Annotated in this window: 25 protein-coding genes; 11 read left to right on the top strand and 14 right to left on the bottom strand. The window is 59.7% G+C overall.

Annotated elements, in window-relative coordinates; all coding sequences use genetic code 11:
* Positions 1 to 7: 7 nt before the first annotated feature.
* The 9 genes from msrQ to mrcB all read right to left on the bottom strand — a co-directional run bounded on the left by msrQ (position 8) and on the right by mrcB (position 9,834).
* Positions 8 to 628: a protein-methionine-sulfoxide reductase heme-binding subunit MsrQ gene (gene msrQ / locus LIY45_RS18030; RefSeq protein WP_226477096.1), complete on the bottom strand. Its 621-nt coding sequence runs from the start codon at positions 626 to 628 to the stop codon at positions 8 to 10.
* The gene (msrP, locus tag LIY45_RS18025; RefSeq protein WP_226477095.1) at positions 628 to 1,641 is read right to left on the bottom strand and encodes a protein-methionine-sulfoxide reductase catalytic subunit MsrP; all 1,014 of its coding nucleotides are present in this window, start codon (positions 1,639 to 1,641) and stop codon (positions 628 to 630) included. The genes msrQ and msrP overlap by 1 nt, the downstream gene beginning before the upstream one ends.
* Before the next feature lie 63 nt (positions 1,642 to 1,704).
* Positions 1,705 to 2,562: a CDP-diacylglycerol--serine O-phosphatidyltransferase gene (gene pssA, locus LIY45_RS18020; RefSeq protein WP_003212123.1), complete on the bottom strand. Its 858-nt coding sequence runs from the start codon at positions 2,560 to 2,562 to the stop codon at positions 1,705 to 1,707.
* Between the two features lie 144 nt (positions 2,563 to 2,706).
* Positions 2,707 to 3,723, bottom strand: a complete 1,017-nt coding sequence (gene ilvC / locus LIY45_RS18015; RefSeq protein ID WP_003212125.1) for a ketol-acid reductoisomerase — start codon at positions 3,721 to 3,723, stop codon at positions 2,707 to 2,709.
* A gap of 50 nt (positions 3,724 to 3,773) precedes the next feature.
* Positions 3,774 to 4,265, bottom strand: coding sequence for an acetolactate synthase small subunit (gene ilvN, locus LIY45_RS18010; RefSeq protein WP_003176102.1), 492 nt, complete (start codon positions 4,263 to 4,265; stop codon positions 3,774 to 3,776).
* Positions 4,266 to 4,267: 2 nt separating this feature from the next.
* Positions 4,268 to 5,992, bottom strand: coding sequence for an acetolactate synthase 3 large subunit (locus LIY45_RS18005; protein ID WP_226477094.1), 1,725 nt, complete (start codon positions 5,990 to 5,992; stop codon positions 4,268 to 4,270).
* 431 nt (positions 5,993 to 6,423) lie between these two features.
* Positions 6,424 to 6,753, bottom strand: a complete 330-nt coding sequence (locus tag LIY45_RS18000; protein ID WP_003212129.1) for a YqcC family protein — start codon at positions 6,751 to 6,753, stop codon at positions 6,424 to 6,426.
* Positions 6,753 to 7,493, bottom strand: a complete 741-nt coding sequence (locus tag LIY45_RS17995) for a hypothetical protein (protein WP_226477093.1) — start codon at positions 7,491 to 7,493, stop codon at positions 6,753 to 6,755. The genes LIY45_RS18000 and LIY45_RS17995 overlap by 1 nt, the downstream gene beginning before the upstream one ends.
* 16 nt (positions 7,494 to 7,509) lie before the next feature.
* The gene (gene mrcB, locus LIY45_RS17990) at positions 7,510 to 9,834 is read right to left on the bottom strand and encodes a penicillin-binding protein 1B (RefSeq protein WP_093201957.1); all 2,325 of its coding nucleotides are present in this window, start codon (positions 9,832 to 9,834) and stop codon (positions 7,510 to 7,512) included.
* Positions 9,835 to 9,952: 118 nt separating this feature from the next.
* Here mrcB and LIY45_RS17985 point away from each other — a divergent pair, with 118 nt between their 5' ends.
* The 3 genes from LIY45_RS17985 (at position 9,953) to LIY45_RS17975 (ending at position 12,422) form a co-directional block, all read left to right on the top strand.
* Positions 9,953 to 11,509 (top strand): bifunctional aminoglycoside phosphotransferase/ATP-binding protein, encoded by a 1,557-nt coding sequence (locus LIY45_RS17985; protein WP_226477092.1) that lies wholly within the window; start codon positions 9,953 to 9,955, stop codon positions 11,507 to 11,509.
* Positions 11,510 to 11,603: 94 nt separating this feature from the next.
* Positions 11,604 to 11,948, top strand: a complete 345-nt coding sequence (locus LIY45_RS17980) for a pentapeptide repeat-containing protein (RefSeq protein ID WP_226477091.1) — start codon at positions 11,604 to 11,606, stop codon at positions 11,946 to 11,948.
* 201 nt (positions 11,949 to 12,149) lie between these two features.
* Entirely contained in the window at positions 12,150 to 12,422 is a 273-nt protein-coding gene (locus tag LIY45_RS17975) for a TfoX/Sxy family protein (RefSeq protein ID WP_010206563.1), read from the top strand.
* 239 nt (positions 12,423 to 12,661) lie between these two features.
* On the opposite strand, the gene LIY45_RS17970 is transcribed toward LIY45_RS17975, so the two are convergent.
* From LIY45_RS17970 to LIY45_RS17960, 3 genes are read right to left on the bottom strand one after another with little or no spacing between them, the layout of a single operon-like run.
* A complete protein-coding gene (locus LIY45_RS17970; protein WP_017478587.1) occupies positions 12,662 to 13,429 on the bottom strand; it encodes a heme ABC transporter ATP-binding protein in 768 nt (255 codons plus the stop codon).
* Complete coding sequence (locus tag LIY45_RS17965; protein WP_017478586.1) at positions 13,429 to 14,466, bottom strand: iron ABC transporter permease; 1,038 nt, start codon at positions 14,464 to 14,466, stop codon at positions 13,429 to 13,431. Before LIY45_RS17965 ends, LIY45_RS17970 begins: the two co-directional genes overlap by 1 nt.
* The gene (locus LIY45_RS17960; protein WP_087693394.1) at positions 14,463 to 15,341 is read right to left on the bottom strand and encodes an ABC transporter substrate-binding protein; all 879 of its coding nucleotides are present in this window, start codon (positions 15,339 to 15,341) and stop codon (positions 14,463 to 14,465) included. The genes LIY45_RS17965 and LIY45_RS17960 overlap by 4 nt, the downstream gene beginning before the upstream one ends.
* A gap of 207 nt (positions 15,342 to 15,548) precedes the next feature.
* On the opposite strand from LIY45_RS17960, the gene LIY45_RS17955 reads away from it, so the two are divergent.
* Entirely contained in the window at positions 15,549 to 15,866 is a 318-nt protein-coding gene (locus LIY45_RS17955) for a Rieske 2Fe-2S domain-containing protein (protein WP_017478584.1), read from the top strand.
* Here LIY45_RS17955 and sfsA read toward each other — a convergent pair.
* Both sfsA and LIY45_RS17945 read right to left on the bottom strand, forming a co-directional pair.
* Positions 15,863 to 16,576 (bottom strand): DNA/RNA nuclease SfsA, encoded by a 714-nt coding sequence (sfsA, locus tag LIY45_RS17950; protein WP_226477090.1) that lies wholly within the window; start codon positions 16,574 to 16,576, stop codon positions 15,863 to 15,865. The genes LIY45_RS17955 and sfsA overlap by 4 nt on opposite strands.
* Positions 16,576 to 17,748 (bottom strand): pyridoxal phosphate-dependent aminotransferase, encoded by a 1,173-nt coding sequence (locus LIY45_RS17945; protein WP_226477089.1) that lies wholly within the window; start codon positions 17,746 to 17,748, stop codon positions 16,576 to 16,578. The genes sfsA and LIY45_RS17945 overlap by 1 nt, the downstream gene beginning before the upstream one ends.
* A 321-nt stretch (positions 17,749 to 18,069) precedes the next feature.
* Between LIY45_RS17945 and dksA the strand changes: the two genes are divergently transcribed.
* The 7 genes from dksA to folK all read left to right on the top strand — a co-directional run bounded on the left by dksA (position 18,070) and on the right by folK (position 26,733).
* Positions 18,070 to 18,504 (top strand): RNA polymerase-binding protein DksA, encoded by a 435-nt coding sequence (dksA, locus tag LIY45_RS17940; protein ID WP_226477088.1) that lies wholly within the window; start codon positions 18,070 to 18,072, stop codon positions 18,502 to 18,504.
* An 84-nt stretch (positions 18,505 to 18,588) separates the two neighbouring features.
* The gene (gene gluQRS, locus LIY45_RS17935; protein WP_226477087.1) at positions 18,589 to 19,476 is read left to right on the top strand and encodes a tRNA glutamyl-Q(34) synthetase GluQRS; all 888 of its coding nucleotides are present in this window, start codon (positions 18,589 to 18,591) and stop codon (positions 19,474 to 19,476) included.
* Between the two features lie 62 nt (positions 19,477 to 19,538).
* Positions 19,539 to 19,715 carry a hypothetical protein gene (locus tag LIY45_RS17930; RefSeq protein ID WP_003176118.1) on the top strand — a complete coding sequence of 59 codons (177 nt, stop codon included), beginning with the start codon at positions 19,539 to 19,541 and terminating at the stop codon, positions 19,713 to 19,715.
* On the top strand, positions 19,699 to 22,653 hold the full coding sequence (locus tag LIY45_RS17925; RefSeq protein WP_026078119.1) for a sensor histidine kinase: 2,955 nt from the start codon (positions 19,699 to 19,701) through the stop codon (positions 22,651 to 22,653). Before LIY45_RS17930 ends, LIY45_RS17925 begins: the two co-directional genes overlap by 17 nt.
* A 22-nt stretch (positions 22,654 to 22,675) precedes the next feature.
* Complete coding sequence (locus tag LIY45_RS17920) at positions 22,676 to 24,112, top strand: sigma-54 dependent transcriptional regulator (protein WP_010174370.1); 1,437 nt, start codon at positions 22,676 to 22,678, stop codon at positions 24,110 to 24,112.
* A 712-nt stretch (positions 24,113 to 24,824) separates the two neighbouring features.
* Entirely contained in the window at positions 24,825 to 26,231 is a 1,407-nt protein-coding gene (locus LIY45_RS17915; protein ID WP_017478579.1) for a polynucleotide adenylyltransferase PcnB, read from the top strand.
* Positions 26,232 to 26,235: 4 nt separating this feature from the next.
* The gene (gene folK, locus LIY45_RS17910) at positions 26,236 to 26,733 is read left to right on the top strand and encodes a 2-amino-4-hydroxy-6-hydroxymethyldihydropteridine diphosphokinase (RefSeq protein ID WP_226477086.1); all 498 of its coding nucleotides are present in this window, start codon (positions 26,236 to 26,238) and stop codon (positions 26,731 to 26,733) included.
* Positions 26,734 to 26,765 lie beyond the last annotated feature (32 nt).

Here is a 26,765-nt window from a genome sequence, read left to right as displayed (position 1 = left end):
GGGTTAATTACGCTTTTGTTGCAGAAGATGGTTTTTTAGCGATAAGGCGAGGAATCCGCCGCATTACAGGCGGCACACGCAGCACTAGAAGCAGCGCTCCTATAGATGCATAGATAGCCCACTCCTTTAGATCTGCCCTTACGATCCACAACATGTGCAGTAGGCCAAGCCCGAGAGTCACATAAACCAAGCGATGCAGCTTCTTCCAGCGCGCACCAAGCCGGCGCTGGCTATAGCGGTTGGAGGTGACTGCGAGCACCAATAGAGAAAGAAACCCCAAAGTGCCTACGATAATGTAAGGCCGCTTTCGCAGCTCGACCCCCAACTGCGACCAATCAAGCCCCAGGATGAACACGCAATAAGCCGCAAGATGCAAAACCACATACGCAAAGCACCACAGCCCCAGCTGCCGTCGCACAGCAATCCACCCCGCCCAACCACTGAGCTTCTGCAGCGGCGTCATGCCCAGGGTGATCAACAGCAGAATCAAGGTCCCAAGCCCGAGCCGATCCATCAGCACCTTCCCAGGATCAGGCCCCAGCGCAAAGCTCCAGGCCTCGTACAACCAGAACAGCGGCCACACCGCCGCCGCTATAAAGACGCCGATGCGCCAGATCGGATAGCGCATCAATAATTCTTCCGCAGATCAAGGCCCGTATATAGAGAGGCGACTTCATCGGAGTAGCCATTGAACATTTGCGTCTCACGCACATTGGGACTGAACAACCCACTGGGCAAACGCCGCTCCCGCGCCTGGGTCCAGCGCGGATGGTCGACAGTGGGATTCACGTTCGCATAAAACCCATACTCACTCGCCGCAATGCTTTGCCAGGTAGTTTTCGGCTGTTCGCTGACGAGGCTGATGCGCACGATCGACTTCACGCTCTTGAATCCATACTTCCATGGCACCACCAACCGCAACGGGGCGCCATTCTGATTTGGCAACTCCCGCCCATACATGCCCACCGCCAGGATCGCCAGGGGATTCATCGCCTCATCCAATCGCAGCCCTTCGACATAAGGCCAATCGATCAAGGCAAAGTTGGAGCGCTGCCCCGGCATGCTCTTGGGATCTTGCAGGGTCTCAAAGCGGATGTACTTGGCCTTGGAAGTCGGTTCGACGTGCTTGAGCAATTCCGAAATAGGAAATCCTATCCACGGAATGACCATCGACCACGCCTCTACACAGCGCAGTCGATAGATTCGTTCTTCCAGTTGATACGGCTTCATGAAGTCTTCGAGCGCGTAACGCCCGGGCTTGGCGACTTCCCCATCAATCACCACACTCCACGGCTCGGTCTTGAGCGAACCGGCATTGGCCGCAGGGTCGCCCTTGTCCGTACCAAACTCGTAGAAGTTGTTGTAGTGGGTCGCGTCCTTGAACGGAGTGATCGCCTCATCCTTGACCGTAACAGCCTGCCATTTTGTGCCGGGCAGCTTTTCGGCAAACCATCCGGGCGCCTTGCCCGGTTCGACATCCGCGTATCGCGCAGCATCATCCGCACTGGCCCAACGCGGCAGGCTGCTGGCAGCAAGGCCGGCAAGCGCACCACCGAGCAAGCTGCGGCGAGAGAAATAGAGGGATTCAGGCGTGACGTCCGATTCTTGGCAATCAGACGCTTTGGGAAACTTGATTAACATGGCAACTCCGCAGCGTTGGAGGACAGATGCACCAATAGACTGCGGAGTATGGGGGAAATTACATTAAGGCAACGTTTTGCGCTGACGAAGATGCAGCAAGTACTGCACCGGGCCGGACGCGGCATAGACCAGGAACGCCAACAGCAGGATTCGCGGCGGGTCGCTGAAGACGACGGCGAACACCAGCACGACCGCCAGGATAGCTACAAACGGCACGCGCCCCTTGAGGTCCAGCTCCTTGAAGCTGTTGTACTTGATGTTGCTGACCATCAGCATGCCGGCCGCCGCAACCATCAAGGCCACGAGGAACGACATCTTCGAGCCCTGGATACCATAGTCGCTGAATGCCCAGACAATACCGGCTACCACCCCCGCCGCAGCCGGGCTGGCCAGGCCAATGAAGTAGCGCTTGTCGGCAGTCCCTACCTGGGTATTGAAACGTGCCAGACGCAATGCCGCGCCAGCCACGTAGATGAAGGCGACCATCCAGCCGACTTTGCCCATGTCACCCAGCGCCCAGGCGAATGCGAGCAACGCCGGCGCCACACCAAAGGCAACCATGTCTGACAGCGAGTCATACTCGGCGCCGAAGGCACTCTGGGTATTGGTCATGCGTGCCACGCGCCCATCCAGGCCATCAAGGACCATGGCGACGAAGATCGCAATCGCGGCGAAACCAAAATACTTGCTGGCCCCGGCAGCATCGCCGGCCGCCAACGCACTCTGGGCGCTCATGGAATTGATGATGGAGTAGAACCCCGCGAACAGGTTCGCGGTGGTGAACAGATTGGGCAGAAGATAGATGCCACGATGCCGGACTTTACGGCCTTCAGCATCGTGCCCCTCTTCGACATGTTCATCGATCGGTAGCAGGCTTTCGGCGTCAGAGGCCTGGTTTGGCTCTTCGGGACGTTCGCTCATGGACTTTACCTTGCAACGGTGTGAAAAATTTCGACAGAAACTTGCGGCGAGTGTTCGCCCGCAAACGATGCAGCTTTATACCAGAACCTGCCCCGCAAACGAAAAAACGCGGCCTAAGCCGCGTTTTCCCTTGATCCATACGACTTAGTTTTTGGCTTTGTCGACGATCTTGTTGGCACCGATCCACGGCATCATGGAGCGCAGTTGCTCGCCGATGATCTCGATACCGTGAGCGGCGTTGTTACGACGCTTGGCGGTCATCGAAGGGTAGCCGGTTGCGCCTTCGCTGATGAACATTTTGGCGTATTCGCCGTCCTGAATACGTTTCAGGGCGTTGCGCATGGCCTGGCGGGACTCGGCGTTGATCACTTCCGGGCCAGTCACGTACTCGCCGTATTCGGCGTTGTTGGAGATCGAATAGTTCATGTTGGCGATACCGCCTTCGTACATGAGGTCAACGATCAGCTTCAGTTCGTGCAAGCATTCGAAGTAGGCCATTTCCGGCGCGTAGCCAGCTTCAACCAGGGTTTCGAAACCGGCTTTGACCAGTTCAACAGTACCGCCGCACAGAACAGCCTGTTCGCCGAACAGGTCGGTTTCAGTCTCGTCCTTGAAGGTGGTTTCGATGATGCCGGTACGACCGCCACCAACGCCAGCAGCGTAGGACAGTGCAACGTTCTTGGCGTTGCCCGAGGCGTCCTGGTAGATCGCGATCAGGTCAGGGATACCGCCGCCTTTGACGAACTCGGAACGCACGGTGTGGCCCGGTGCTTTCGGCGCGATCATGATCACGTCGAGGTCAGCGCGCGGCACAACCTGGTTGTAGTGGATCGCGAAGCCGTGGGAGAAGGCCAGGGTGGCGCCTTTCTTGATGTTTGGCTCGATTTCGTTCTTGTACAGCGCGGACTGGAACTCGTCCGGGGTCAGGATCATGACCAGGTCGGCAGCAGCAACAGCGGAAGCAACGTCAGTCACTTTCAGGCCGTGAGCTTCAGCCTTGGCAACAGTGGCCGAGCCTTTACGCAGGCCAACAGTCACGTCAACGCCGGAATCTTTCAGGTTGCACGCTTGAGCGTGGCCCTGGGAACCGTAGCCGATGATGGCGACTTTTTTGCCCTGGATGATCGACAGGTCACAATCTTTATCGTAATAAACTTTCATGAGGTTCCTCTATATATCCAGGCCGTTTAAGGCCATTCGCTAAATTTGAGTTAGATGCTGAGTACTTTGTCGCCACGAGCAATCCCGGTGACGCCACTGCGTACAGTTTCCAGAATCGAGGCCGTCCCGATCGACTGGATGAAGCTGTCCAGCTTGTCGCTTGTACCGGTCAGTTGAACGGTATAAACGCTGGCGCTCACATCGACGATCTGCCCGCGATAAATGTCAGTAGTGCGCTTGATCTCGGCTCGTTGGGCACCCGTGGCCTTGACCTTAACCAACATCAGCTCACGCTCGATGTGGGCACTTTCCGACAAGTCGACCAACTTGACCACTTCGATCAGCTTGTTGAGGTTTTTGGTGATCTGCTCGATCACCTCATCATGGCCAACGGTGGTCAACGTCAGGCGCGACAAGGTCGGGTCTTCGGTCGGCGCCACAGTCAGGCTTTCGATGTTGTAGTTACGTTGCGAAAACAGGCCGACCACACGAGACAGAGCGCCCGGTTCGTTCTCCAGAAGCAGGGAGATAATGTGCCGCATGATTAGGTACGCTCCGTCTTGTTCAGCCACATATCGCGCATGGAGCCGTCTTTGATCTGCATCGGGTAGACGTGCTCGCTGGTGTCGACCTGTATATCAAGGAACACCAGGCGGTCCTTCATGGCGAACGCCTCTTCCATCATCGGCTTCAAATCCTTCAAATCGGTGATGCGCATGCCGACGTGGCCATAGGCTTCAACCAGCTTGACGAAGTCAGGCAGCGATTCCATGTAGGAGTGGGAGTGACGGCTGCCGTAGCTCATGTCCTGCCACTGGCGAACCATGCCCAGTACACCGTTGTTCAGGCAGACGATCTTCACCGGCAGACCATATTGCAGGCAGGTCGACAGTTCCTGGATGTTCATCTGGATACTGCCTTCGCCGGTGACGCACGCAACGTCAGTATTCGGGAAGCTCAGCTTCACCCCCATGGCCGCAGGGAAACCAAAGCCCATCGTGCCCAGGCCACCGGAGTTGATCCAGCGGTTAGGCTTGTCGAACTTGTAGTACTGCGCCGCGAACATCTGGTGCTGGCCCACGTCGGAGGTCACAAAGGCATCGCCCTTGGTCACTTCGCACAGGGTCTCGATCACGGTCTGTGGCTTGATCACGCTGCCGTCGCCCTTGTCGTAAGGGAACAGGCCGCGGTCACCGCGCCACTCGTCGATCTGCTTCCACCAGCTGGCAACGGAGTCCTTGTTCGGGGCTTCGCCGATTTCCTTCAGCGCAGCGACCATTTCGGTCAGCACGCTTTCCACAGGACCTACGATAGGCACGTCAGCTTTGATGGTCTTGGAGATGGATGCCGGGTCGATGTCGATGTGAATGATCTTGGCATTCGGGCAAAACTTGCTCGCGCCATTGATCACCCGGTCATCGAACCGCGCACCGACGGCGAGGATCACGTCAGCATGGTGCATGGCCAGGTTGGCGGTGTAGCTGCCGTGCATGCCGAGCATGCCGACGAACTGACGGTCCGAACCCGGGAAAGCACCGAGCCCCATCAAGGTGTTGGTGACTGGCAGGTTGAGCATTTTGGCCAGTTCGGTCAGCGGTGCAGAACCGCCGCCCAGAATCACACCACCACCCGAGTAGAGCACCGGACGCTTGGCCGCCAACAGCATTTCTGCCGCCTTGCGGATTTGCCCCGAGTGCCCGCGAACGGCCGGGCTGTAGGAACGCAGCTTGGCTTTCTTGGGGAAGATGTATTCGAACTTTTCAGCCGGGTTGGTCATGTCTTTCGGGATATCGACCACCACAGGACCCGGGCGACCGGACTGTGCGAGGTAGAACGCCTTTTTCATGACTTCCGGGATTTCCGAGGCATGCTTGATCATGAAGCTGTGTTTCACGATCGGCCGGGAGATACCGATCATGTCGGTTTCCTGGAATGCGTCGGTACCAACCATGGTGCTCGCCACCTGGCCGGAAATGATCACCATCGGGATGGAGTCCATATAAGCCGTCGCGATGCCGGTGATGGCATTGGTCGCGCCAGGGCCGGAAGTCACCAGTACTACACCGGCTTTACCGGTGGCACGGGCGTAACCGTCAGCCATATGGGTAGCAGCTTGTTCGTGGCGAACCAGGATGTGGGTAACAGCCGGTTCCTTGAACAGTGCGTCGTAGACATGCAGCAGAGCACCGCCTGGGTACCCGTAGATATAGTCGACGCCTTCGTCACGCAAAAAGCGGACGAGCATCTCACCGCCAGATAAAAGCTCCACGTTGTTCACCTCTAAAACGCCAGAATACCGTCCGTTGAAAACCGACGGGTCTTAATAGGTTTACTTCTCAGCAGAGCATGAGCGACGGTGGTCGCCGACTACGTCAGCACTGACTGAGCAAGTATTGGGAGCGTCCCAAGTGTTGCGGGATTTTCCCACCCAGCGCGAGGTAACGCGTTGCGGGTGTAACAGGTCGGCGCGGGTGTGCGCCTCATGATCTGCTGAGTGGGTCTGCTTCTGGCAGTCCCTCTACAGCGGACTTTGGATTCTTCTGTTTCAGCCCCTGCAAGTCAAGCAATAATTGCGCTTTTTTCCAACTAAGCGCATGAGAACGTAGAAGAAAGGGGCTTGAGGAGGGATAAAACTCGCCTAAATGGCGCAAAGCGGTAGAAATATGCGCAAGACTGCCGGAAAAACCGGCAGCCAGGCAATTAACGAGCGTCGACGATCAATTGATCGAACTTTTTCAGCGCAGTCCGCAGGCCAAGGCTCTCAAGCGGCCGATCGGCATAAACCATCTCGGCCATCTCCAGAATCCCCGACGCATTGGGCAATGGCAGGTCCTGCTCAAGGATTTGCTTCATCCGTGTCAGGAAAATCCATTGCAGCCACTGGTGAAAGTCCAGGGTGTCGACGGAAAAGGGTTCAACACTGCTCAAGGCTTCAGCACTGGGGGACACTTCGTCCCACCAGCCCTGCAAGCGCAGTTCGCGCTCGATCAACAACAACTGTTCGGCAATGGCCGGAAAGCGTGCATCCATCAGAGGCTTACCTTGGCTTTTTGACGGGCCTGTGCCGCACCGGCAGCATCGCCCTGCTTCTCACGGGCATCGCCGATCAGGTTCCACAGGCTGGCCTGCAGATCAGGACGGCCATTGGCCAGGGTCAGGCCGCGACGGGCAAATTGTTCAGCCTGCGGGGCATCGCCTTGGGCCATGCGAACCTGAGCCAGGCGGTAAAGCACCTGCGGCTCACGGGGAGCCACGCGCTGAGCGCGCTCAAGGCTCGACGAGGCGCCGTTCAAATCGCCACCCGATTGCTGCTGCTGGGCAGTGGTGAGCAACGCCAGCACCGGGCCATCCAACTGCTCATCGGCGGACAGGCCACCGGCGCTGCTGGCAGAAGGGATTCCGCTTGGCGTCGACGGCATGGTGTAGGTGCCCTGGTTGATCGGTGCCGTTTGAATCGGCGTGGCGTCGATCGGGCCCGACGTACTCGGGCCAGGCGTCCATGGCTGTGTACTGATCGGAGCTGAGGTAGCTGCGCCGCCGCCCGGGATCATGACCACTACACCCGAATCCTGGGGCACGGCTTGCGCCTGAGGCCGGGCCTGGGCAGGACGGTTGGTGACGGTTTGACGGAAGCCGCCATTGGCCGAGATCCGGTCGTTGTTGGACACCGTTGTACTGGAATCCACCACCGGAATAGAGCCACGCTCCACGCTGGCGCAACCACCGAGCAATGCCAAAACTGTAATAGCTGGAATCAACAACTTGTTCACGTGAAACCCTCTTTGCTTAATTCATCCAGCCCTTGACCCAATCCATCACCGATTCAGCGCTGGCGGGCGCACTGGCACCGCACGCTGCACCGGGTGGTGGCTCGCTGCCGCGAATATACGGCATCTGCACCGCGCCCGGACAGTTGGCATCGGAACCCTGGCCGGTGTGCGGATCGATCCAGGCCTGGACGATATTGTCCGGCTGCGGCATGTTCAGCGGCAATGGGTCGGCCTTCTTCATGAAACTGGTCCATACCTGCAACGCGCCGGTGGCACCGGTAAACGGTGTTTTACCGTTGTCATCGCGCCCGAGCCAGACCACCGCCAGCAGATCCTGGCTGAAACCGGCGAACCAGCTGTCCCGCGAATCGTTACTGGTACCGCTCTTGCCGGCCAGCGTCAGGTTGGCTGGCAGCACGTTGTAGGCCGAGCGCCCTGTACCTTCGCGCATCACGCGCTGCATGGCGTTCTGGATCAGGTAGATCGAGGCCGGGTCAAAGCGCTGTTGAATCTGGAATGGATAACGCTTGAGCGGTTCGCCTTCGGCCGTCAACACGCTACGAATCCCGCGCATCGGTGTATTGAAGCCACCGTTGGCCAGGGTCTGGTACATGGTCGCCACTTCCATTGGGCTCATCGCACCCGCCCCCAACAGCATCGACGGGAACGCCGGGAACTCACGAGTGATGCCCAAACGACCGAGCGTCTTGAGAACATTCGGCACGCCAAGCTCGAGACCAAGGCGGGAGGTCGAGATGTTGTAGGAATGCGCCAAGCCCTGGTACAGGAAAATCGTACCGTGGGAGCGACGATCAAAGTTATGCGGCGTCCACATCTGGCCATCAGCGCCTTTGACCGACAATGGGTCATCGGACAGCCAACTGGTCAACGTGTACTTGCTCGGCTTTTCCAGCGCGGTCAGGTACACCGCCGGCTTGACCAGCGAGCCAATCGGCCGGACGGCGTCCAGCGCCCGGTTGAACCCGGCAAAGCTGGCCTGGCGACTGCCGATCATGGCCTGGACTTCACCGGTTTCCGGGTTGGTCACCACCATCGCGGCCTCGACGTCGTCGGAGCCTTTACGGCCTGCCAGGCGTTTGAAGGTATCGTTGACCGAGGCTTCGGCCTTCATCTGCAGGATCGGGTCGAAACTGGTGAAGATCCGCAGGCCTTCTTCGGTCAAGTCTTCGTCGCGGTAGTCTTCACGCAGTTGGCGTTTGACCAGGTCGATGAAGCCCGGGAAGGAACTGTCGGCCAGCTTGCCGCGAGTAGTCACACCCAGTGGCATTTTCTTCGCGGCAGCGACTTGCTCCGGAGTGGCGACACCTTGCTGCTCAAGTACGTCGAGCACCAGGTTACGCCGCTCCAGCGCCCGCTCCGGGTTGCGACGCGGGTTATAGTAGGACGGCCCCTTGACCATGCCCACCAGCAGCGCCACTTGATGCAGTTTCAACTCGGACAGCGGCTGGCCGAAGAAGAATTGGCTGGCCAGACCAAAACCGTGCACCGCACGCTGGCCGTCCTGCCCGACGAACACTTCATTGAGGTAGGCCTCAAGAATTTCCTGCTTGCTGTAATGCAGCTCCAGCAACATCGCCATCATGGCTTCGGTCAGCTTACGGGTCAGGCTGCGTTCGTTGGTCAGGTAGAAGTTCTTGACCAATTGTTGCGTCAGCGTACTGCCGCCCTGGGTCATCTTGCCGCCGGATGTGTTGACCCACACGGCGCGAGCGATGGACTTCGGTGATACGCCCCAATGGCTGTAGAAATCCCGGTCTTCTACGGCAATCAGGGTATCCAGCAAGTAAGGCGGTACCTGATCGATCTTGATCAGGATGCGGTCTTCCAGGTTTTTCGGATAAATCCCACCGATCATTAAGGGTTCCAGGCGCACCACGGGCAGCTTCGAGCCGTTGAGCGAGGACAGTTCGGCTACATAGTCGCCAGAGAAACGCACGCGCACCGGCTGGGGTTTTTCCAGGCCTTCATAGAACTGGAAGCCGCGGGTGTTCAAGTCGACGGTGTTACCGCTGACAGCAGCGGCGCCGGGGCCGTTGCTCACGGGTTCGCGGCGATAGCCCAGGGCATCGAGTTCGGTGAGGAAGTCTTCCTTACTCAGCTTCTGGCCGGTGAACAGTTCCAGCGGGCGCGCGTAGACCTTGGCCGGAATGGTCCAGCGCTTGCCGGAGAACTTCTCCTGGACCACGGCATCGAGGTAAACCGCGAAGCCGGCGATCACGACAAGCCCTACCAGGCCGAGCTTAAGCGCCCAGCCCAGCCAAGGGCGCAGGCCGCGGGAAGGAGGTTTTTTACGGGAACGGGGAGATCGGGTACGAGTCATGGCGGCGGATTATACGCACTTTATTGATGACCAACATGAGCCGGACAGCGGTTTGCATGACCGTCTGTAGCCGCCATAATGCCCGCCATGAATTTTCCCAGACTCTGAAGGATCGCCCGTGAGCCAGTCCCTGATTGCAGCCCTGCAAAACCCGGCCCTGTTTCCCCATCCGGTGGATCAGTTCCAAGTCATCGAGACCCATATTTCCTGGGTCCTGCTCACCGGCCCCTATGCTTATAAGATGAAGAAGCCGGTGAATTTCGGCTTTCTCGATTTCACCACCCTGGAAGCCCGCGGCCACTTCTGCAAAGAAGAGCTGCGCCTCAACCAGCGCCTGACCGATGATTTGTATCTTGAAGTGTTGCCAATCACCGGCAGCGCCGAAGCACCGCAATTGGGTGGCGACGGCCCGGTGGTCGACTACGTGCTGAAAATGCGTCAGTTCCCGCAGAGCCAACTGCTCAGTACCTTGCAAGCCAACGGCGAACTGACCAACGCGCACATCGACGAAATGGCCAGGCAGATCGCGCACTTTCACCTGAACGCCCCGAAAGTGCCGGCCACCCATTCTGCCGGTACGCCGCACGACGTCATGGCGCCAGTGCTGCAGAACTTCGAGCAGATCCGCCCGTTCCTCAGCGACAAGGCTGATCTGGCGCAACTGGATGCCTTGCAGGCCTGGGCCGAAAGCAGCTTCGAGCGCCTCAAGCCTCTGTTCGAACAGCGCAAGCTCAACGGCTTTACCCGCGAATGCCACGGTGATATCCACCTGGGCAACGCCACGATGATTGATGGCCACGTGGTGATCTTCGATTGCATCGAGTTCAACGAGCCATTCCGCTTCACCGACGTGTATGCCGACACCGGCTTCCTGGCGATGGACCTGGAAGACCGTGGCCTCAAGAGCCTGGCTCGACGCTTCATCAGCCAGTACCTGGAGCTGACCGGCGACTATCAAGGCCTGGAGGTGCTGAACTTCTATAAAGCCTACCGCGCCCTGGTACGCGCCAAGGTCGCGCTGTTCAGCATGCCTTCCGAGGCGGACGCGGTGCAGCGTGCTACCACCCTGCGCCAGTACCGCAACTACGCCAACCTGGCGGAAAGCTACAGCACCATCCCATCGCGCTTCCTGGCCATCACCCACGGCGTATCGGCTGTTGGCAAAAGCCATGTATCCATGCGCCTCGTAGAAGCATTGGGGGCGATTCGCCTGCGTTCGGACGTGGAGCGCAAGCGCCTGTTCGGCGAGCAGAAGGTCGAGAACACGCCGCAGGCCGGGATCTACGCCGCAGACGCCAGCGCCGCCACCTACGCACGCCTGAACGAGATCGCCGACACCGTACTGCGCGCCGGTTTCCCGGTGGTACTGGACGCAACCTTCCTCAAGCGTGAACAACGCGACGCTGCAGCCAAGATCGCCGAGGCCACCGGCGCACCGTTCCTGATCCTCGACTGCAATGCGCCACAGGCTGTCATCGCTGCTTGGCTGGCACAGCGTCAGGCGGACAAGAACGATCCGTCCGACGCCACCCTGACCATCATCGAAGAACAGCAGTCCACCCGTGATCCACTCGGCGCTGAAGAGCTGCTGCTGAGCAAACGCGTGGAAACCAATGAAAGCGGAACCCTGGACGCGTTGGTGGCACATATTCGCCAGCGCCTGCCGGGACTGTAAGAAATATTTCTTGGTCGTGTAGCCCTCCGGGGCTCACGGCCGAGAAATAGTGGCACTATAATGGCGTCATAATTCCAACACGGGAGTCGCCATTGTGAGCCATCCGAAGCTACTTGATACCCCGCTGTACGCGCTTCTGCATAAAGATGACATCCGCGGCTTCAACCAGGAGCGTCCGAAAGACGGCCCCATCGATATGCGCGGTGGCGACTTTCGCGGCCTGGACCTGCGCGACCTGAATGCCGAGGGCGTGGATTTCACCGACGCTTATTTCCGCTCCGCCGACTTGCGTGGCCTGGATTTACGCGACAGCCCGCTGGAAGGCGCGAGCCTGGCGCATGCCCAGATCTCCGGCACTTACTTCCCACCTGAGTTGAGCGCTGACGAGATCCTGATGTCCGTCAATTTCGGCACGCGCTTGCGCTATCGCACACGGTAAAACCGCTGCATCGCCTCCCGGCTACGCACAAAGCGTACCGGGAGCTTCACCCTTTCCTACGCCAAAATCCCCGCCTGCCTTAGAAGCTTTTAGGTCGTTGCCGACCAAAGAACTACGCTTTTCCTACTGAGCGCTACACTCCTTTCAGGCTTGCCTGGTCACGATACCCACCGAACCATTCGGCCGTCGCAAGGAGGCTTGATGAATGATGAGCTGCAACACCTGAAAAACCTTGGCAAGACGTCGGCGCAATGGCTGCATGCGGTGGGCATCCACAGTGCGTCCGACCTACGCCGCCTGGGGGCAGTCGACGCGTACCGTGCCGTACGCACCCGCGGTTTCAGGGCATCCAAAGTGTTGTTGTATGCCATTGAAGGTGCGCTGATGGATGTGCACTGGAATGACATTCCCGCTGAACGCAAGGAGGCTTTGAACCGTCAGCTGGACGCTCTTTCGGCACGCCAAAAGAATTGAGACGGCAACTTTCACCACTGTTTCCGGGGACTCCAAACGAATGTTTGAGGAAATTTGAAGAGGTCGGGAAAACAAATGTTGACTCTCAAATGAGAATCGTTATGATTATCACAACTGGTCGCGAGATCAGCCGATAACTGAAAGACCATTGGTTCGGACTCTCAGATTATCTCCTCATCAGGCTAATCACGGTTATTTGACCCGGCTCTTGCCGGGTCTTTTTTTTGTCTATAAAAAGCTCAGCGCGCAATGATCAACGGATGGCCGCGCTCCGGATGCGGCTGCACCAACACATCCAGCCCGAATACCGCCTTCAGTGGCTCAGGCCGAAACACTTGTGCCGGTGTATCCAGCGCATGGGGCCGACCATCCTCCAGCAACAGGATGCGATCACAGTAGCGCGCCGCCAGGTTCAGGTCGTGAAGGATCACCAGCACCGCAGCACCGCGGTCGGCAAAGCTGCGGATCGCCTGCAAGGTCGTGTGCTGGTGCAGCGGATCAAGCATCGACGTCGGCTCATCCAGCAACAAGGTCTGCCCCGCCTCACCCGGCCATAGCTGCGCCAGCACCCGTGCAAGGTGCACCCGCTGCCGTTCGCCGCCCGACAACGCCAGATAGCTGCGCCCGCTCAAGTGGCCGACGTCGGCAGCCTGCAAGGCGGCGTTGATGATTTCATCGTCACGCACCCGGCCCGTCTGATGAGGCAAGCGCCCCATGCCCACAACCTCTTCGACGCGAAAGGCAAAGTCCAGGGTCGAGGTCTGCGGCAATACCGCAAGGCGCTGGGCACGCTGCGCTCCGCCCCAGTCCTTCAACTCACGCTGATCCAGCCACACACGGCCTTGGTCGGGTTGCAACTCACCGCATAACGCACCCAGCAATGTACTTTTCCCCGCACCGTTGGGGCCCAACACGCCGAGCACTTCACCTGGCAGCAGGTCCAGGGTGACGTCCGCCAACACGGTTTTGCGCCCACGGCGGATCTGCAGGTCTTCTACTCGCAGCATCAGGCGCGCCCTCGCAACAACAGGTAGAGAAAAAACGGCGCACCGATAAACGCGGTAACAATGCCGATCGGCAATTCCGCCGGCGCCAGGGCCAGGCGCGCCACCAGATCAGCAAACAACAGCAAACTCGCCCCCGCCAGCACCGAGGCTGGCAGCAGCACCCGATGATCCGGCCCCGCCAGCAGGCGCACCAGATGCGGCACTACCAGCCCAACAAAGCCAATCATCCCCGCCGCTGCCACCGCCGCGCCCACCCCCAATGCAGTGCAGAACACCAGTTCGCGCTTGAGGCCTTCAACATCAATGCCCAAGTGACTGGCTTCCGACTCACCCAGCAGGAGTGCATTCAGCGCCTTGGCCCGGCGCGGCAGCCACAGTGCTACGCCGGCGCTGACCAGCAGCAGCGGCCATAAGCGCGAGTAGCTGGCGCCATTCAGGCTGCCCAGGTTCCAGAACGTCAGGGTGCGCAAGGTAGCGTCATCTGCCAGGTAGGTGAACAGGCCCACCGCCGAACTGGCGAGCGCCGTCAGGGCGATCCCCGCCAGCAACATGGTCGCGACATTGGTTTGGCCGTTGCGTCGACCCAGGCGATAGACCAGCGCTGTTACCCCCAAACCGCCGAGGAAAGCACACAGCGACAGCAGATAAGGCCCAAAGGCATCCGGTAATCCGCCAAAAAACGAACCACCGACAATCGCAATCGCCGCGCCCAACGCCGCACCGCTGGAAACCCCGACCAACCCGGGATCAGCCAATGGATTGCGAAACAGCCCCTGCATTGCAACGCCAGAAAGTGCCAGAACCCCACCGACGGCCAAGCCCAGCAAAGTACGCGGCAGGCGAATCTGCCCGAGGATCAACTCTGCCTGCTCCAGGCCTTGGGTCTCGATTGGCACACCCATCAAGCGTAAGGCTGCCCGCAGTGTGTCCATCAACGGCAAACTCACCGGCCCCAGGGCCAATGACAACCAGATCGCCAATACACACAGCAGACTCAAGCCGATAAACAGGGTTCGCGGTTTAACCAGAGTGGTCATGGGGCGGTATTAGCCTGAGACGGATAGAACCCGGCTGACAGCTTCACCAGGCTTTGCGGCAAGCGCGGCCCAAGCCCACCAACCAGCAGCGTCGGGTCCAGCTCATAGACGCGTCCATTCTTGGCCGCTGGCGTCGAAGCCAGGATCGGGTTTTCCTTGAACAACGCGGCGCGGGCCGCATCCCCGGTCAAAGCGCGATCGGCAAACACCAGCACCTCAGGATTGAGCCCCGCCAGCGACTCTACGGAAAACGGCTTGTAACCATCGTGGGTCGCCAGGTTATGGCCGCCGGCCTGCTGCAACATCCAGTCAGCCGCCGTGTCTTTGCCCGCAATCAGCGGTTTGCCGCCGGCATGTCCCAGCAGCAACAGCACTCCAGGCGCCTTTTGAGTGGCCTGGGCCTTGGCCACCCAGTTCTTTTGTTGGTCAAGTTGTTGCTGATAGTCACTGAACAGTTCTGCAGCCTTCGCTTCGTTACCCAGCAGCTTGCCCAAATGCTGAAGGTTGCCCTGCAGCGTCGGCAGATCCGGCTCGGCTGAAAACAGCTCCACTTTCACACCGGCATTGCGGATTTGCGCCAACACCGGTGGCGGCCCCATTTCCTCGGTGCCCACCAGGATTTGCGGGCGCAGGCTCAGAATGCCTTCCGCCGACAACTGACGCTGGTAACCAATGCTCGGCAACGCCTTGAGGGATTCCGGATGCTGGCTGGTGGTATCCACGCCCACCAGCTTTGACTCACCGCCCAGGGCCGTCACCCATTCCGACAACGCACCACCGGCGCTGACCCAGCGTTGTGGCAGTTCAGAGGCCTGGGCCCCAGCGTTGACCAGCAGTCCGACAACGAGCGCGATAGCACTGGCACTCAAGCGCATAAAAGGGTTTCCTTCCAAGGGGTGAGCCCGCCGAAACACTCGCAATGTGACAGATCAAGGCTGCCCGACATCGTACAGAGCGCCCAGTCAGCTTACGGGCGAAGCCGGCATTTGATAATTGTTTGCATTTGCACGTCAAGCACCGGGCTCTGCGGCAAAAACCAGAATAGCCTTGCAGCCCGCAAACGGCGGCACTTAAGGATCGATATGAAGTTTCTCTGCACCTCCAGCGAACTTGCAGCCAACGCCAGCCTCGGTTTCGATATCGACGGCCGCAAGCTATTTGCCGTGCGCCGCGAAGGCATTGCCTACTTCTATATCAACCGCTGCCCACATCGCGGGGTACCGCTGGAATGGCAGCCGCACCAGTTTCTCGACCCGAGCGCCAGCCTGATCCAGTGCGCCACCCACGGCGCGCTGTTCCTGATCGAGAGCGGTGAGTGCGTCGCGGGGCCTTGTGCCGGCCAGAGCCTGACAGCCCTGCCCGGCCGCGAGGACGAACAGGGCCTTTGGGTAGAAATCTAACCGCCGAGCAATACTTCCAGGCGACGCTCGACGCAGATTTCCTCTGACGTCACCCTCACGCCATAGGCCAACACCTCGACGCCCGCCGCCTTGGCCTCACGCAACGCAGCCGCATAACCGGCATCAATTTCTTCGGCAGGACGCACCGCATCGATCCCCGAGAGGTTGACGCAGTACAACTGCACCGCCCGCACACCCTCACGCGCCAGATGCGCCAGCTCGCGTAAATGCTTGGCCCCGCGCTGGGTCACTGCATCGGGGAATGCCGCCGTCGAGGTCCCGTCAAAACCGAGGGTGACGCTTTTGACTTCGACATACGCCAGGCCGGCTGGGTAATCCAGACGGAAATCGATCCGGCTGTTTTCCTGACCGTAGGCCACTTCACGCTTCAGCGCCGTAAAGCCGTTGAGCTCGGTGATAACCCCGGCCCGCAGCGCCTCTTCCACCAACTGATTGGCCCGCGCCGTGTTCACACATGCCAGGCGCCCTTGAGGGGTTTCGCTGATTTCCCAGGTGCCAGGGAGCTTGCGCTTGGGGTCATTGGAGCGGCTGAACCAGACTTGGCCACCTTCCACCATGCAGTTGAACATCGAGCCGGTGTTCGGGCAGTGAATGGTCAGGAACTCGCCGGTAACGGTTTCGATATCGGCGAGAAAACGCTTGTAGCGGCGGATCAGCCGGCCTTCTTCGAGGGGAGGATTAAAGCGCATCAGCCTTGCCAACTCCGCAAGCCACGGGCAATCCGCTCGACGGCTTCCTGTAGGCGATCAAGGTTTTGCGTGTAGGCAAAACGCACATGGTGACCGGCTTGATAGCGACCGAAATCCAGGCCCGGAGTGAAGGCAACGTGCTCGGTTTCGAGAAAGTGCCGGCAGAAAGCGAAGGCATCGCCGCCGAACTTGCTGATATCGGCGTACAAGTAGAACGCACCTTCCGGCTCGACGGCGATGCCGAAGCCGAGCTCCCGCAGTGCTGGCAGCAGGAAGTCGCGACGACGACCAAACTCGGCTCGGCGCGCTTCAAGAATATTCAATGTTTCCGGGGTAAAGCACGCCAGGGCCGCATGCTGGGCCATGCTCGGTGCGCTGATGTAGAGATTCTGCGCCAACTTCTCCAATTCACCCACGGCCGCCGGTGGTGCCACCAGCCAACCCAGACGCCAGCCGGTCATTCCGAAATACTTCGAAAAACTATTTAGAACGAAGGCTTCATCGTCGACCTCCAGCACGCTGGTGGCATCGGTGCCGTAGGTCAGGCCGTGATAGATCTCATCCACCACCAAATGCCCGTTACGCGCCTTGATGGCGCTCGACAGCCCCGCCAACTCATCCCGCGTAAGAATGGTGCCGGTAGGGTTGGCGGGCGAGGCGACCAACGCGCCCACGCTGTCCTGATCCCAGTGGCGAGCCACCAGGTCGGCGGTCAGTTGATAACGCACGTCGGGGCCGACCGGGACCAACTGCGCCGCGCCTTCCACCAGTCGCAGGAAGTGGCGGTTGCACGGGTAACCGGGGTCTGCCAGCAGCCAATGCTTACCGGGGTCCACCAGCAAACTGCTCGCCAGCAGCAGGGCACCGGAACCGCCGGGTGTAATCAGAATGCGTTCAGGATCGATGCCAAGCCCGTAACGCTGCTGGTAGAAACCGCTGATAGCCTCACGCAACTCAGGCAACCCGCGGGCCGCGGTATAACGGGTCTTGCCATTGGCCAGCGCCGCTTGCCCGGCCTTGATGATGGGCTCGGCGGTGGTGAAGTCCGGCTCGCCGATTTCCAGGTGAATCACGTCGTGACCGGCGGCCTGCAGTTCATTGGCCCGCGCCAGCAACGCCATGACATGGAAAGGTTCGATAGCGCGACTGCGCGCACTGTAGGGCTGAGCCATTAGCCTTCCTTAACTGTGAGGACAAACCCTGATTCTACCCAACCCGCCGCGTAAAACCTGCTCTATTGCCCGACGCCATGTAGCAAGCACGACGAGCAACTACCTGCAAAACAGCTAAAATCAACATTCGAGACCGTACAAGCTCGCCCCGCTGGGGCCTGCGGCGGTTTTTACCCCTCAAGAGAAGGTGCCTCGACAACCGGGAGTGGCGCACCCTGAATCTATCTGGTAAGTTCGCCCGCTTGCAGCCGCAGGGCCGGCAGGTGTCGGTGATGTTGCAATCCTGCGCAATGGATTAGAAGAGTGAGAGGCGGTCCATTCATGCCCACCCAAGCAAAGCAACAGAGCATCAGCGGCTTCCAACCCTACGTCCAATCGAAGGGTGAGGAATACATGGGCAAGCCCATGCGCGAACACTTCTCCAAGATCCTGAAGCAGTGGAAACAGGACTTGATGCAAGAGGTTGACCGTACCGTTGACCATATGAAGGACGAAGCGGCCAACTTCCCGGACCCGGCAGACCGTGCCAGCCAGGAAGAAGAGTTCGCCCTTGAACTGCGCGCCCGTGATCGCGAGCGCAAGCTGATCAAGAAAATCGACAAGACCCTGCAACTCATCGAAGACGAAGAGTATGGCTGGTGCGAGTCCTGCGGCATCGAGATTGGTATTCGCCGCCTGGAAGCGCGTCCTACCGCCGACTTGTGCGTAGACTGCAAGACCTTGGCTGAAATCAAGGAAAAACAGGTCGGCAAGTAACCATCGCCGAGCTGTACAAATGGGGCGTGCGAACGCTCCATTTTTGTTTCTGGCGTGTGCTGGTTTTCCAGTAATATCCGCCCCATGACTGCCTCCTCCTATATCGGGCGTTTCGCCCCCACGCCCAGCGGACACCTGCACTTCGGTTCCCTGGTCGCTGCCCTCGCCTCCTACCTCGACGCCCGTGCCAATCAAGGCCGCTGGCTGATGCGCATGGAAGACCTCGATCCGCCACGGGAAGAGCCCGGCGCCCAGGCCGCAATCCTCAATGCCCTGGAACGGTACGGCTTCGAATGGGACGGGGAATTGGTCCGACAAAGCGAACGGCACGATGCCTACGCCGAAGTGCTCAACCGTCTGTTCAATCACGGCCTGGCCTACGCCTGTACCTGCTCACGCAAGCAACTGGAACCCTACAACGGGATTTATCCCGGCCTGTGCCGCAATGCCGGCCACGATCAGCAAGATGCCGCCATTCGCCTGCGGGTGCCGGAGCTGGAGTACCACTTTACCGACCGTGTACAAGGCGAATTCCGACAGCATCTGGGTCGCGATGTAGGCGACTTCGTTATCCGCCGCCGCGACGGACTTTATGCCTACCAACTGGCAGTGGTGCTCGATGACGCCTGGCAAGGTGTGACCGACATCGTGCGTGGCGCCGATCTGCTCGACTCCACGCCGCGCCAGCTGTATCTGCAGGAACTGCTGGGCCTGCCCCAACCGCGTTACCTGCATGTGCCGCTGATCATCCAGCCGGACGGTAACAAGCTGGGCAAATCCTACCGCTCCCCCCCCTTGACCACAGACCAGGCCACGCCTTTGCTGTTAAGAGCACTGCGCGCCCTGGGCCAGCCAGCGGGCGACGAACTGAACCACGCCAGCCCACGGGAACTGCTGGATTGGGGCATTGCGCACTGGGATGCCCTACAGATCCCGCGCACACTCACGCTGGCCGAAGCGCAATTGCGCTGAAGGCGCTTGCAGCTTGTGAGCCATCCGTTACCATCGCCGCAGTTTTTCAATCAGAGGCCAACATGTACATCTATCGATTGGTCCTGCTGTTGGTCGTCGGGATCTACCTGTTTTCTCCCGCCATCATGGATTGGTGGATCGACGCCACAGGCGCCTGGTACCGGCCCTATCTGCTTTGGCTGATTCTGATCGTCGTGACTTTCATCCTGCAGAGCCAAAAAGATGCCGATGAGCTTTAGCCTGACCGAGATGCTGCTGATCAGCGCCGCCTACCTGGCCGCGCTGTTCGGGGTAGCCTGGATCAGTGAACGTGGAATGATTCCGCGGGCGATCATTCGCCATCCGTTGACCTACACCTTGTCCCTGGGCGTGTATGCCAGCGCCTGGGCGTTCTATGGCACGGTGGGCCTGGCCTATCAGTATGGATACGGCTTTCTTTCGAGTTATCTCGGGGTGTCCGGGGCGTTCTTGCTGGCGCCGGTGCTGTTGTATCCGATCCTGAAAATCACCCGCACCTATCAGCTGTCGTCCCTGGCCGACCTGTTTGCGTTCCGCTTCCGCAGCACCTGGGCCGGTGCGCTGACCACGATCTTCATGCTGATCGGCGTGCTGCCGTTACTGGCGTTGCAGATCCAGGCGGTGGCCGACTCCATCAGCATCCTCACCCGTGAGCCGGTGCAACACCGCGTGGCCTTGAGCTTCTGCGCACTGATCACCCTGTTCACGATTTTCTTCGGCTCACGGCATATCGCCACCCGTGAGAAACATGAAGGGCTGGTGTTCGCGATCGCGTTTGAATCGGTGATCAAGCTGATCGCCATTGGCGGCGTCGGCCTGTATGCGCTCTACGGGGTATTCGACGGCCCGCAACAGCTGGAACTGTGGCTGCTGCAAAACCAGACCGCCCTGGCCGCGCTGCACACGCCATTGCAGGAAGGCCCATGGCGCACGCTGCTGCTGGTGTTTTTCGCCTCGGCCATCGTAATGCCGCACATGTACCACATGACCTTCACCGAAAACCTCAACCCACGTTCGTTGGTCAGCGCCAGCTGGGGCTTGCCGCTGTTCCTGCTGTTGATGAGCCTGGCGGTGCCGCTGATCCTGTGGGCCGGCCTGAAACTGGGCGCCACCACCAACCCCGAATACTTCACGCTGGGCGTCGGCATTGCCGCCAACAGCAAGTCACTGGCATTGCTGGCCTATGTCGGTGGTTTGTCAGCCTCCAGCGGGCTGATCATCGTCAGCACCCTCGCCCTTTCGGGGATGGCGCTCAATCACCTGGTGCTGCCGCTCTACCAGCCACCGGCCGAAGGCAATATCTACCGCTGGCTGAAATGGACCCGCCGGGCGCTGATCGTCGCGATCATCATGGCCGGCTATGGCTTCTACCTGTTGCTGGGTGCCGAGCAGGACCTGGCCAACCTGGGCATCGTCGCCTTCGTCGCCACCTTGCAGTTCCTGCCGGGCGTGTTGTCGGTGCTGTATTGGCCGACCGCCAACCGCCGAGGCTTTATCGCCGGGCTGTTGGCCGGGATCCTGGTATGGACCGTGACCATGCTGCTGCCGCTGGTGGGCAACTTGCAGGGCTTCTACATCCCGCTGTTGAACATGATCTACGTGTTGGACGACACCAGTTGGCACATGGCGGCGATTGCCTCGCTGGCGGCCAACGTGCTGATGTTCACCCTGATCTCGCTGTTCACCAACGCCAGCCCGGAAGAAACCAGCGCTGCCGAAGCCTGCGCTGTGGATAACGTACGCCGCCCGCAACGCCGCGAACTGCACGCCGCCTCACCCCAGGAATTCGCCACGCAATTGGCCAAGCCACTGGGCGCCAAGGCCGCACAAAAGGAAGTCGAGCAGGCCCTGCGCGATCTCTACCTGCCGTTCGACGAACGCCGGCCTTATGCGCTGCGCCGTCTGCGGGACCGCATCGAAGCCAACCTTTCCGGCTTGATGGGCCCGAGCGTGTCCCAGGACATGGTCGAGACCTTCCTGCCCTACAAGGCCGGCGGTGAAAACTACGTAACCGAAGACATCCACTTCATCGAGAGCCGGCTGGAGGACTACCACTCGCGCCTCACCGGCCTGGCCGCCGAGCTCGACGCCTTGCGCCGCTATCACCGCCAGACGCTGCAGGAGTTGCCGATGGGCGTCTGCTCCCTGGCCAAGGATCAAGAGATCCTGATGTGGAACAAGGCCATGGAAGAACTCACCGGCATCGCCGCCCAACGCGTGGTGGGCTCACGCCTGAATACCATCGGCGACCCGTGGAAAGAGTTGCTCCAGGGCTTCATCAACCTGCCCGACGAACACTTGCACAAACAGCACCTGGCGCTGGACGGCCAGACCCGCTGGCTCAACCTGCACAAGGCCGCCATCGACGAGCCCCTGGCGCCCGGCAACAGCGGCCTGGTACTGCTGGTGGAAGACCTGACCGACACCCAGATGCTCGAAGACAAGCTGGTGCACTCTGAGCGCCTGGCCAGCATCGGGCGCCTGGCGGCGGGCGTGGCCCATGAAATCGGCAATCCGATCACCGGTATCGCGTGTCTTGCGCAAAACCTGCGGGAAGAGCGCGAAGAGGACGGCGAGATCATCGAAATCAGCGGGCAGATTCTCGAGCAGACCAAGCGTGTTTCCCGCATCGTGCAGTCCCTGATGAGCTTTGCCCACGCAGGCGCCCATCAGAATCACGACGAAGCCGTGTGCCTGGCCGAAGTCGCCCAGGATGCCATTGGCCTGCTGGCCTTGAACCGGCGCAATTTCGAAGTACAGTTCTTTAACCTGTGCGACCCGGAACATTGGGTCGACGGTGATTCACAACGCCTGGCCCAAGTGCTGATCAACCTGTTGTCCAACGCCCGCGATGCATCGCCGGCCGGCAGCGCGGTACGGGTCAAGAGCGAGGCTTTCGAGCACACGGTCGATCTGATCGTCGAGGACGAAGGCAGCGGCATTCCACAGAACATCATGGATCGATTGTTCGAACCCTTCTTCACCACCAAGGATCCGGGTGAAGGTACCGGTCTGGGCCTTGCACTGGTCTATTCCATCGTTGAAGAGCATTATGGACAAATCACCATCGACAGCCCGGCTGACACCGAAAGCCAACGCGGCACCCGTATTCGGGTGACCTTGCCGCGTCATGTCGAAGCGACGTCCGCTGTGAACTGAGACCGTCGAGAGAGTTGAATCAATGCCGCACATTTTGATCGTCGAAGACGAAACCATTATCCGCTCTGCCTTGCGTCGCCTGCTTGAACGTAATCAGTACCAGGTCAGCGAAGCCGGCTCGGTGCAGGAAGCCCAAGAGCGTTTCAGCATTCCCACGTTCGACCTGATCGTCAGTGACCTGCGTTTGCCCGGCGCCCCTGGCACCGAGTTGATCAAACTCGGCCAAGGTACGCCGGTGCTGATCATGACCAGCTACGCCAGCCTCCGCTCGGCAGTGGACTCGATGAAGATGGGCGCGGTGGACTACATCGCCAAGCCTTTCGACCACGACGAAATGCTCCAGGCCGTGGCGCGCATCCTGCGTGACCGTCAATCCGCCAGCAGCGCACCGGCTGAACGCCCGGCAGCGGGTAAGGCTGTCAACGGCGCTGAAAAGCCCGGCGTGGATAACAGTAATGGCGAAATTGGCATCATTGGCTCCTGCCCACCGATGCAGGACCTTTACAGCAAGATCCGCAAAGTGGCGCCGACCGACTCCAATGTACTGATTCAAGGCGAGTCGGGCACCGGCAAAGAACTGGTGGCCCGCGCCCTGCACAACCTGTCCAAACGCGCCAAGGCACCAATGATCTCGGTGAACTGCGCGGCAATCCCCGAATCCCTGATCGAATCCGAATTGTTCGGCCATGAAAAAGGTGCCTTTACCGGCGCCAGCGCTGGCCGTGCGGGTTTGGTTGAAGCTGCCGACGGTGGCACGCTGTTCCTCGACGAGATTGGCGAACTGCCACTGGAAGCTCAGGCACGTTTGCTGCGGGTCCTACAGGAAGGCGAAATCCGCCGCGTCGGCTCGGTACAGTCGCAGAAGGTCGATGTACGACTGATCGCGGCCACGCACCGAGACCTGAAAAGCCTGGCCAAGATCGGCCAGTTCCGTGAAGACCTTTATTACCGCCTGCACGTGATCGCGCTCAAATTGCCGGCCCTGCGCGAGCGTGGCGCCGACGTCAACGAGATCGCCACCGCCTTCCTGGCCCGCCAGAGCGCACGGATCAACCGTACCGACCTGAAGTTTGCTGCCGATGCCGAGCAGGCAATCCGTCACTATTCCTGGCCGGGTAACGTGCGGGAGCTGGAGAACGCGGTAGAACGCGCGGTGATTCTGTCGGAGAGCCCGGAGATTTCCGCCGAACTGCTGGGGATCGATATCGAGCTCAGCGACCTGGATGACGACGACTTCATCGGCCTGCCGCCTCAGCAGGGTGGCAGTAACAACAGCCACGAGCCGACGGAGGATTTGTCACTGGAGGACTACTTCCAGCACTTCGTCCTTGAGCATCAGGACCATATGACCGAGACCGAACTGGCGCGCAAACTGGGCGTCAGCCGTAAATGCCTGTGGGAACGGCGCCAGCGCCTGGGTATCCCACGGCGCAAGACCGGGGTTGCCAGCGAAAGCTGAGTGGGGGCGCCCCTACAGGTAACACCCTCAGATGTGAAAAAACTGTTACCGCTGATTTTTCACGTAACAAAAGCCGGGGCTTACGGTAACGAAGCCCCGGCTTTTTTTCGCCTTCAAAAACCCCGAAAGCGCTCCGAACCCCTTATTTTGCTGGGCCTCGCAAAAGTTGGCACGCACCCTGCTATATGCTTAGTACAAAAACAATAACAAGCAAATGTACAAGACAATAAAAATAAGACGAATCGACTCACGCATAACAAAAACAACACGGCGGAGGCGCAGCTAACTGATTCTTTTGGAGAGGCGTTGCATTTGGGGCTTGCCCCGCAACCAGGCCGAGAACAACAAAAACTGCCCTAAGGCAGAGCCTGAACTGGTTGGATCGTAGATCAGCAACACAGCGACCAAAGCAATCCGTTTGCTCTTGGCTCCCGATTGGGAGTGTCATGAAGGTGAAGCTTCATGGCGAGGGCGATCAACAAAAACAAGAAGCCCGAAACCAATAATAAAAATAGAGCACGCAACTACTTCTGGGGGAGCTTCGGCTCCCCTTGTAGTTTCCGCGATTTGGCACCTGCCACCCTTCTTTTAAGCTTCTGGCTCAAGCCTTGCAGCTAGTTCCTACACCATCCCCTGACTAAATGCTAGAATCCCGGCCCATCATGCGGTCATTCTTCGTTATGGCCGAACATTCCTTCAAACAGTGCATCCCATGCTGAAGAAGTTGTTCCAGTCATTCCGTTCTCCCTTGCGTCGTACGCAACACATCCGCAGCACGCCTGAAGTGCTTAACAGCAACCAGCATTCGTTGCAGCGTGCCCAGTTCAGCCGTTATGCGGTGAACATCGTCGAACGCCTGCAGAACGCCGGCTACCAGGCTTACCTGGTTGGCGGTTGCGTGCGCGACATGTTGCTCAACATCACTCCCAAGGATTTCGACGTCGCCACCAGTGCCACGCCGGAACAAGTGCGTGCCGAATTCCGCAATGCGCGGATCATCGGTCGGCGCTTCAAATTGGTGCATATCCACTTTGGTCGCGAGATCATCGAGGTCGCAACCTTCCGCGCCAACCACCCGCAAAACGATGAAGAAGAAGACACTAACCAGTCTTCCCGCAATGAAAGCGGACGCATCCTGCGGGACAACGTCTACGGCACCCTGGAAGAAGACGCGCAACGCCGCGACTTCACCATCAATGCCTTGTATTACGACCCGGTCAGCGAGCGCATCCTCGATTACGCCAACGGCGTGCACGACATTCGCAACAACCTGCTGCGCCTGATCGGCGACCCGACGCAACGCTACCAGGAAGACCCGGTGCGGATGCTGCGGGCCGTGCGTTTCGCGGCCAAGCTGAACTTCGGCATCGAGAAGCACACGGCCGCACCGATTCGCGACCTGGCGCCGATGCTGCGGGAAATCCCGTCGGCCCGACTGTTCGAGGAGGTGCTCAAGCTGTTCCTCTCGGGCTACGCTGCCGACACCTTCGAAATGCTGGTAGACCTGCAGCTGTTCGACCCATTGTTCCCGGCCAGCGCCGAAGCACTGGAGTACAACCCGACCTACACCCACACGCTGATCAGCGAAGCCTTGATCAACACCGACCTGCGCATCAAGCAGAACAAACCGGTCACCCCGGCGTTCCTGTTTGCCGCCCTGTTGTGGCCTGCGCTGCCGAAACGCGTCATGCGCCTGCAAGACCGTGGTATGCCGGCAATTCCAGCCATGCAGGAAGCTGCTCACGAGCTGATCGCCGAACAATGCCAGCGTATTGCCATCCCGAAACGCTTCACCATGCCGATCCGCGAAATCTGGGACATGCAGGAGCGCCTGCCACGCCGCAGCGGCAAACGTGCCGACCTGCTGCTGGACAACCCGCGCTTCCGTGCAGGCTATGACTTCCTGCTGCTGCGCGAAAGCGCCGGCGAGCAGACCGACGGCCTGGGTGAATGGTGGACCGACTACCAGGACGCCAACGACAGCCAGCGCCGCGAGATGATCAAAGAACTCAGCAGCAAAGGCGAAGCCACCGGCGATGGCCCGAAAAAACGTCGCCGCAGCAGTGGCAGCAAGCGCAAACGCAGCGCTGGCGACGCCTCGAGCGCGTCTGGCGAGTAATAACGTGGAACGTATCTACATTGGCATGGGCAGCAACCTGGCAGCCCCTGAACAACAATTGCGCCATGCCATCGAGGCCTTGGCGCAATTGCCGAACACCACGCTGGCGGGCGTCTCCGCGTTCTATCAAAGTGATTCCCTGCTCCCGGGCCAACCGCGCTACACCAATGCGGTCGCGGCCCTGGACAGCGGACTTGCGCCCCTGCAACTGCTTGATGCGCTGCAAGCCATCGAGAATGACCAGGGCCGCGAGCGCCTCGAGCGCTGGGGCCCGCGCACCCTGGACCTGGACATCCTGGTATTTGGTGACCGGCTGATCGACGAGCCGCGCCTGAAGGTGCCGCACTATCAGATGCATTTGCGGGCATTCGTGCTTTACCCATTGGCAGAACTGGCCCCCGCCAGCCTGCAACTGGCCGATGGCCGCCTGCTCAGCGACCTGTTAGACGCCTGCCCGTTTGTCGGCCTGGAACGCCTGGCGCCTGCTGAATCGCATCAGTAACAGCGGTAACACCCCGGCCGTAACAATGCGGT

Origin of the sequence: Pseudomonas sp. MWU16-30323, from assembly GCF_020515595.1 — a bacterium.
Classification (GTDB): Bacteria; Pseudomonadota; Gammaproteobacteria; order Pseudomonadales; family Pseudomonadaceae; genus Aquipseudomonas; species Aquipseudomonas yamanorum.
This window is presented reverse-complemented; position numbering and strand designations above follow the sequence as displayed.

What these genes read in the sequence shown, in the direction of transcription:
- LIY45_RS17925 (WP_026078119.1), top strand. Translation starts at nt 19,699, where the DNA reads ATGCCGATGAGCTTTAGCCTGACCGAGATGCTGCTGATCAGCGCCGCC.
- ilvC (WP_003212125.1), bottom strand. Translation starts at nt 3,723, where the DNA reads ATGAAAGTTTATTACGATAAAGATTGTGACCTGTCGATCATCCAGGGC.
- gluQRS (WP_226477087.1), top strand. Translation starts at nt 18,589, where the DNA reads ATGACTGCCTCCTCCTATATCGGGCGTTTCGCCCCCACGCCCAGCGGA.
- LIY45_RS17920 (WP_010174370.1), top strand. Translation starts at nt 22,676, where the DNA reads ATGCCGCACATTTTGATCGTCGAAGACGAAACCATTATCCGCTCTGCC.
- LIY45_RS17970 (WP_017478587.1), bottom strand. Translation starts at nt 13,429, where the DNA reads ATGCTGCGAGTAGAAGACCTGCAGATCCGCCGTGGGCGCAAAACCGTG.
- pssA (WP_003212123.1), bottom strand. Translation starts at nt 2,562, where the DNA reads ATGAGCGAACGTCCCGAAGAGCCAAACCAGGCCTCTGACGCCGAAAGC.
- LIY45_RS17965 (WP_017478586.1), bottom strand. Translation starts at nt 14,466, where the DNA reads ATGACCACTCTGGTTAAACCGCGAACCCTGTTTATCGGCTTGAGTCTG.
- LIY45_RS17960 (WP_087693394.1), bottom strand. Translation starts at nt 15,341, where the DNA reads ATGCGCTTGAGTGCCAGTGCTATCGCGCTCGTTGTCGGACTGCTGGTC.
- LIY45_RS17975 (WP_010206563.1), top strand. Translation starts at nt 12,150, where the DNA reads ATGAATGATGAGCTGCAACACCTGAAAAACCTTGGCAAGACGTCGGCG.
- LIY45_RS17955 (WP_017478584.1), top strand. Translation starts at nt 15,549, where the DNA reads ATGAAGTTTCTCTGCACCTCCAGCGAACTTGCAGCCAACGCCAGCCTC.
- LIY45_RS17915 (WP_017478579.1), top strand. Translation starts at nt 24,825, where the DNA reads ATGCTGAAGAAGTTGTTCCAGTCATTCCGTTCTCCCTTGCGTCGTACG.
- msrQ (WP_226477096.1), bottom strand. Translation starts at nt 628, where the DNA reads ATGCGCTATCCGATCTGGCGCATCGGCGTCTTTATAGCGGCGGCGGTG.
- LIY45_RS17930 (WP_003176118.1), top strand. Translation starts at nt 19,539, where the DNA reads ATGTACATCTATCGATTGGTCCTGCTGTTGGTCGTCGGGATCTACCTG.
- msrP (WP_226477095.1), bottom strand. Translation starts at nt 1,641, where the DNA reads ATGTTAATCAAGTTTCCCAAAGCGTCTGATTGCCAAGAATCGGACGTC.
- ilvN (WP_003176102.1), bottom strand. Translation starts at nt 4,265, where the DNA reads ATGCGGCACATTATCTCCCTGCTTCTGGAGAACGAACCGGGCGCTCTG.
- LIY45_RS18000 (WP_003212129.1), bottom strand. Translation starts at nt 6,753, where the DNA reads ATGGATGCACGCTTTCCGGCCATTGCCGAACAGTTGTTGTTGATCGAG.
- LIY45_RS17945 (WP_226477089.1), bottom strand. Translation starts at nt 17,748, where the DNA reads ATGGCTCAGCCCTACAGTGCGCGCAGTCGCGCTATCGAACCTTTCCAT.
- sfsA (WP_226477090.1), bottom strand. Translation starts at nt 16,576, where the DNA reads ATGCGCTTTAATCCTCCCCTCGAAGAAGGCCGGCTGATCCGCCGCTAC.
- dksA (WP_226477088.1), top strand. Translation starts at nt 18,070, where the DNA reads ATGCCCACCCAAGCAAAGCAACAGAGCATCAGCGGCTTCCAACCCTAC.
- mrcB (WP_093201957.1), bottom strand. Translation starts at nt 9,834, where the DNA reads ATGACTCGTACCCGATCTCCCCGTTCCCGTAAAAAACCTCCTTCCCGC.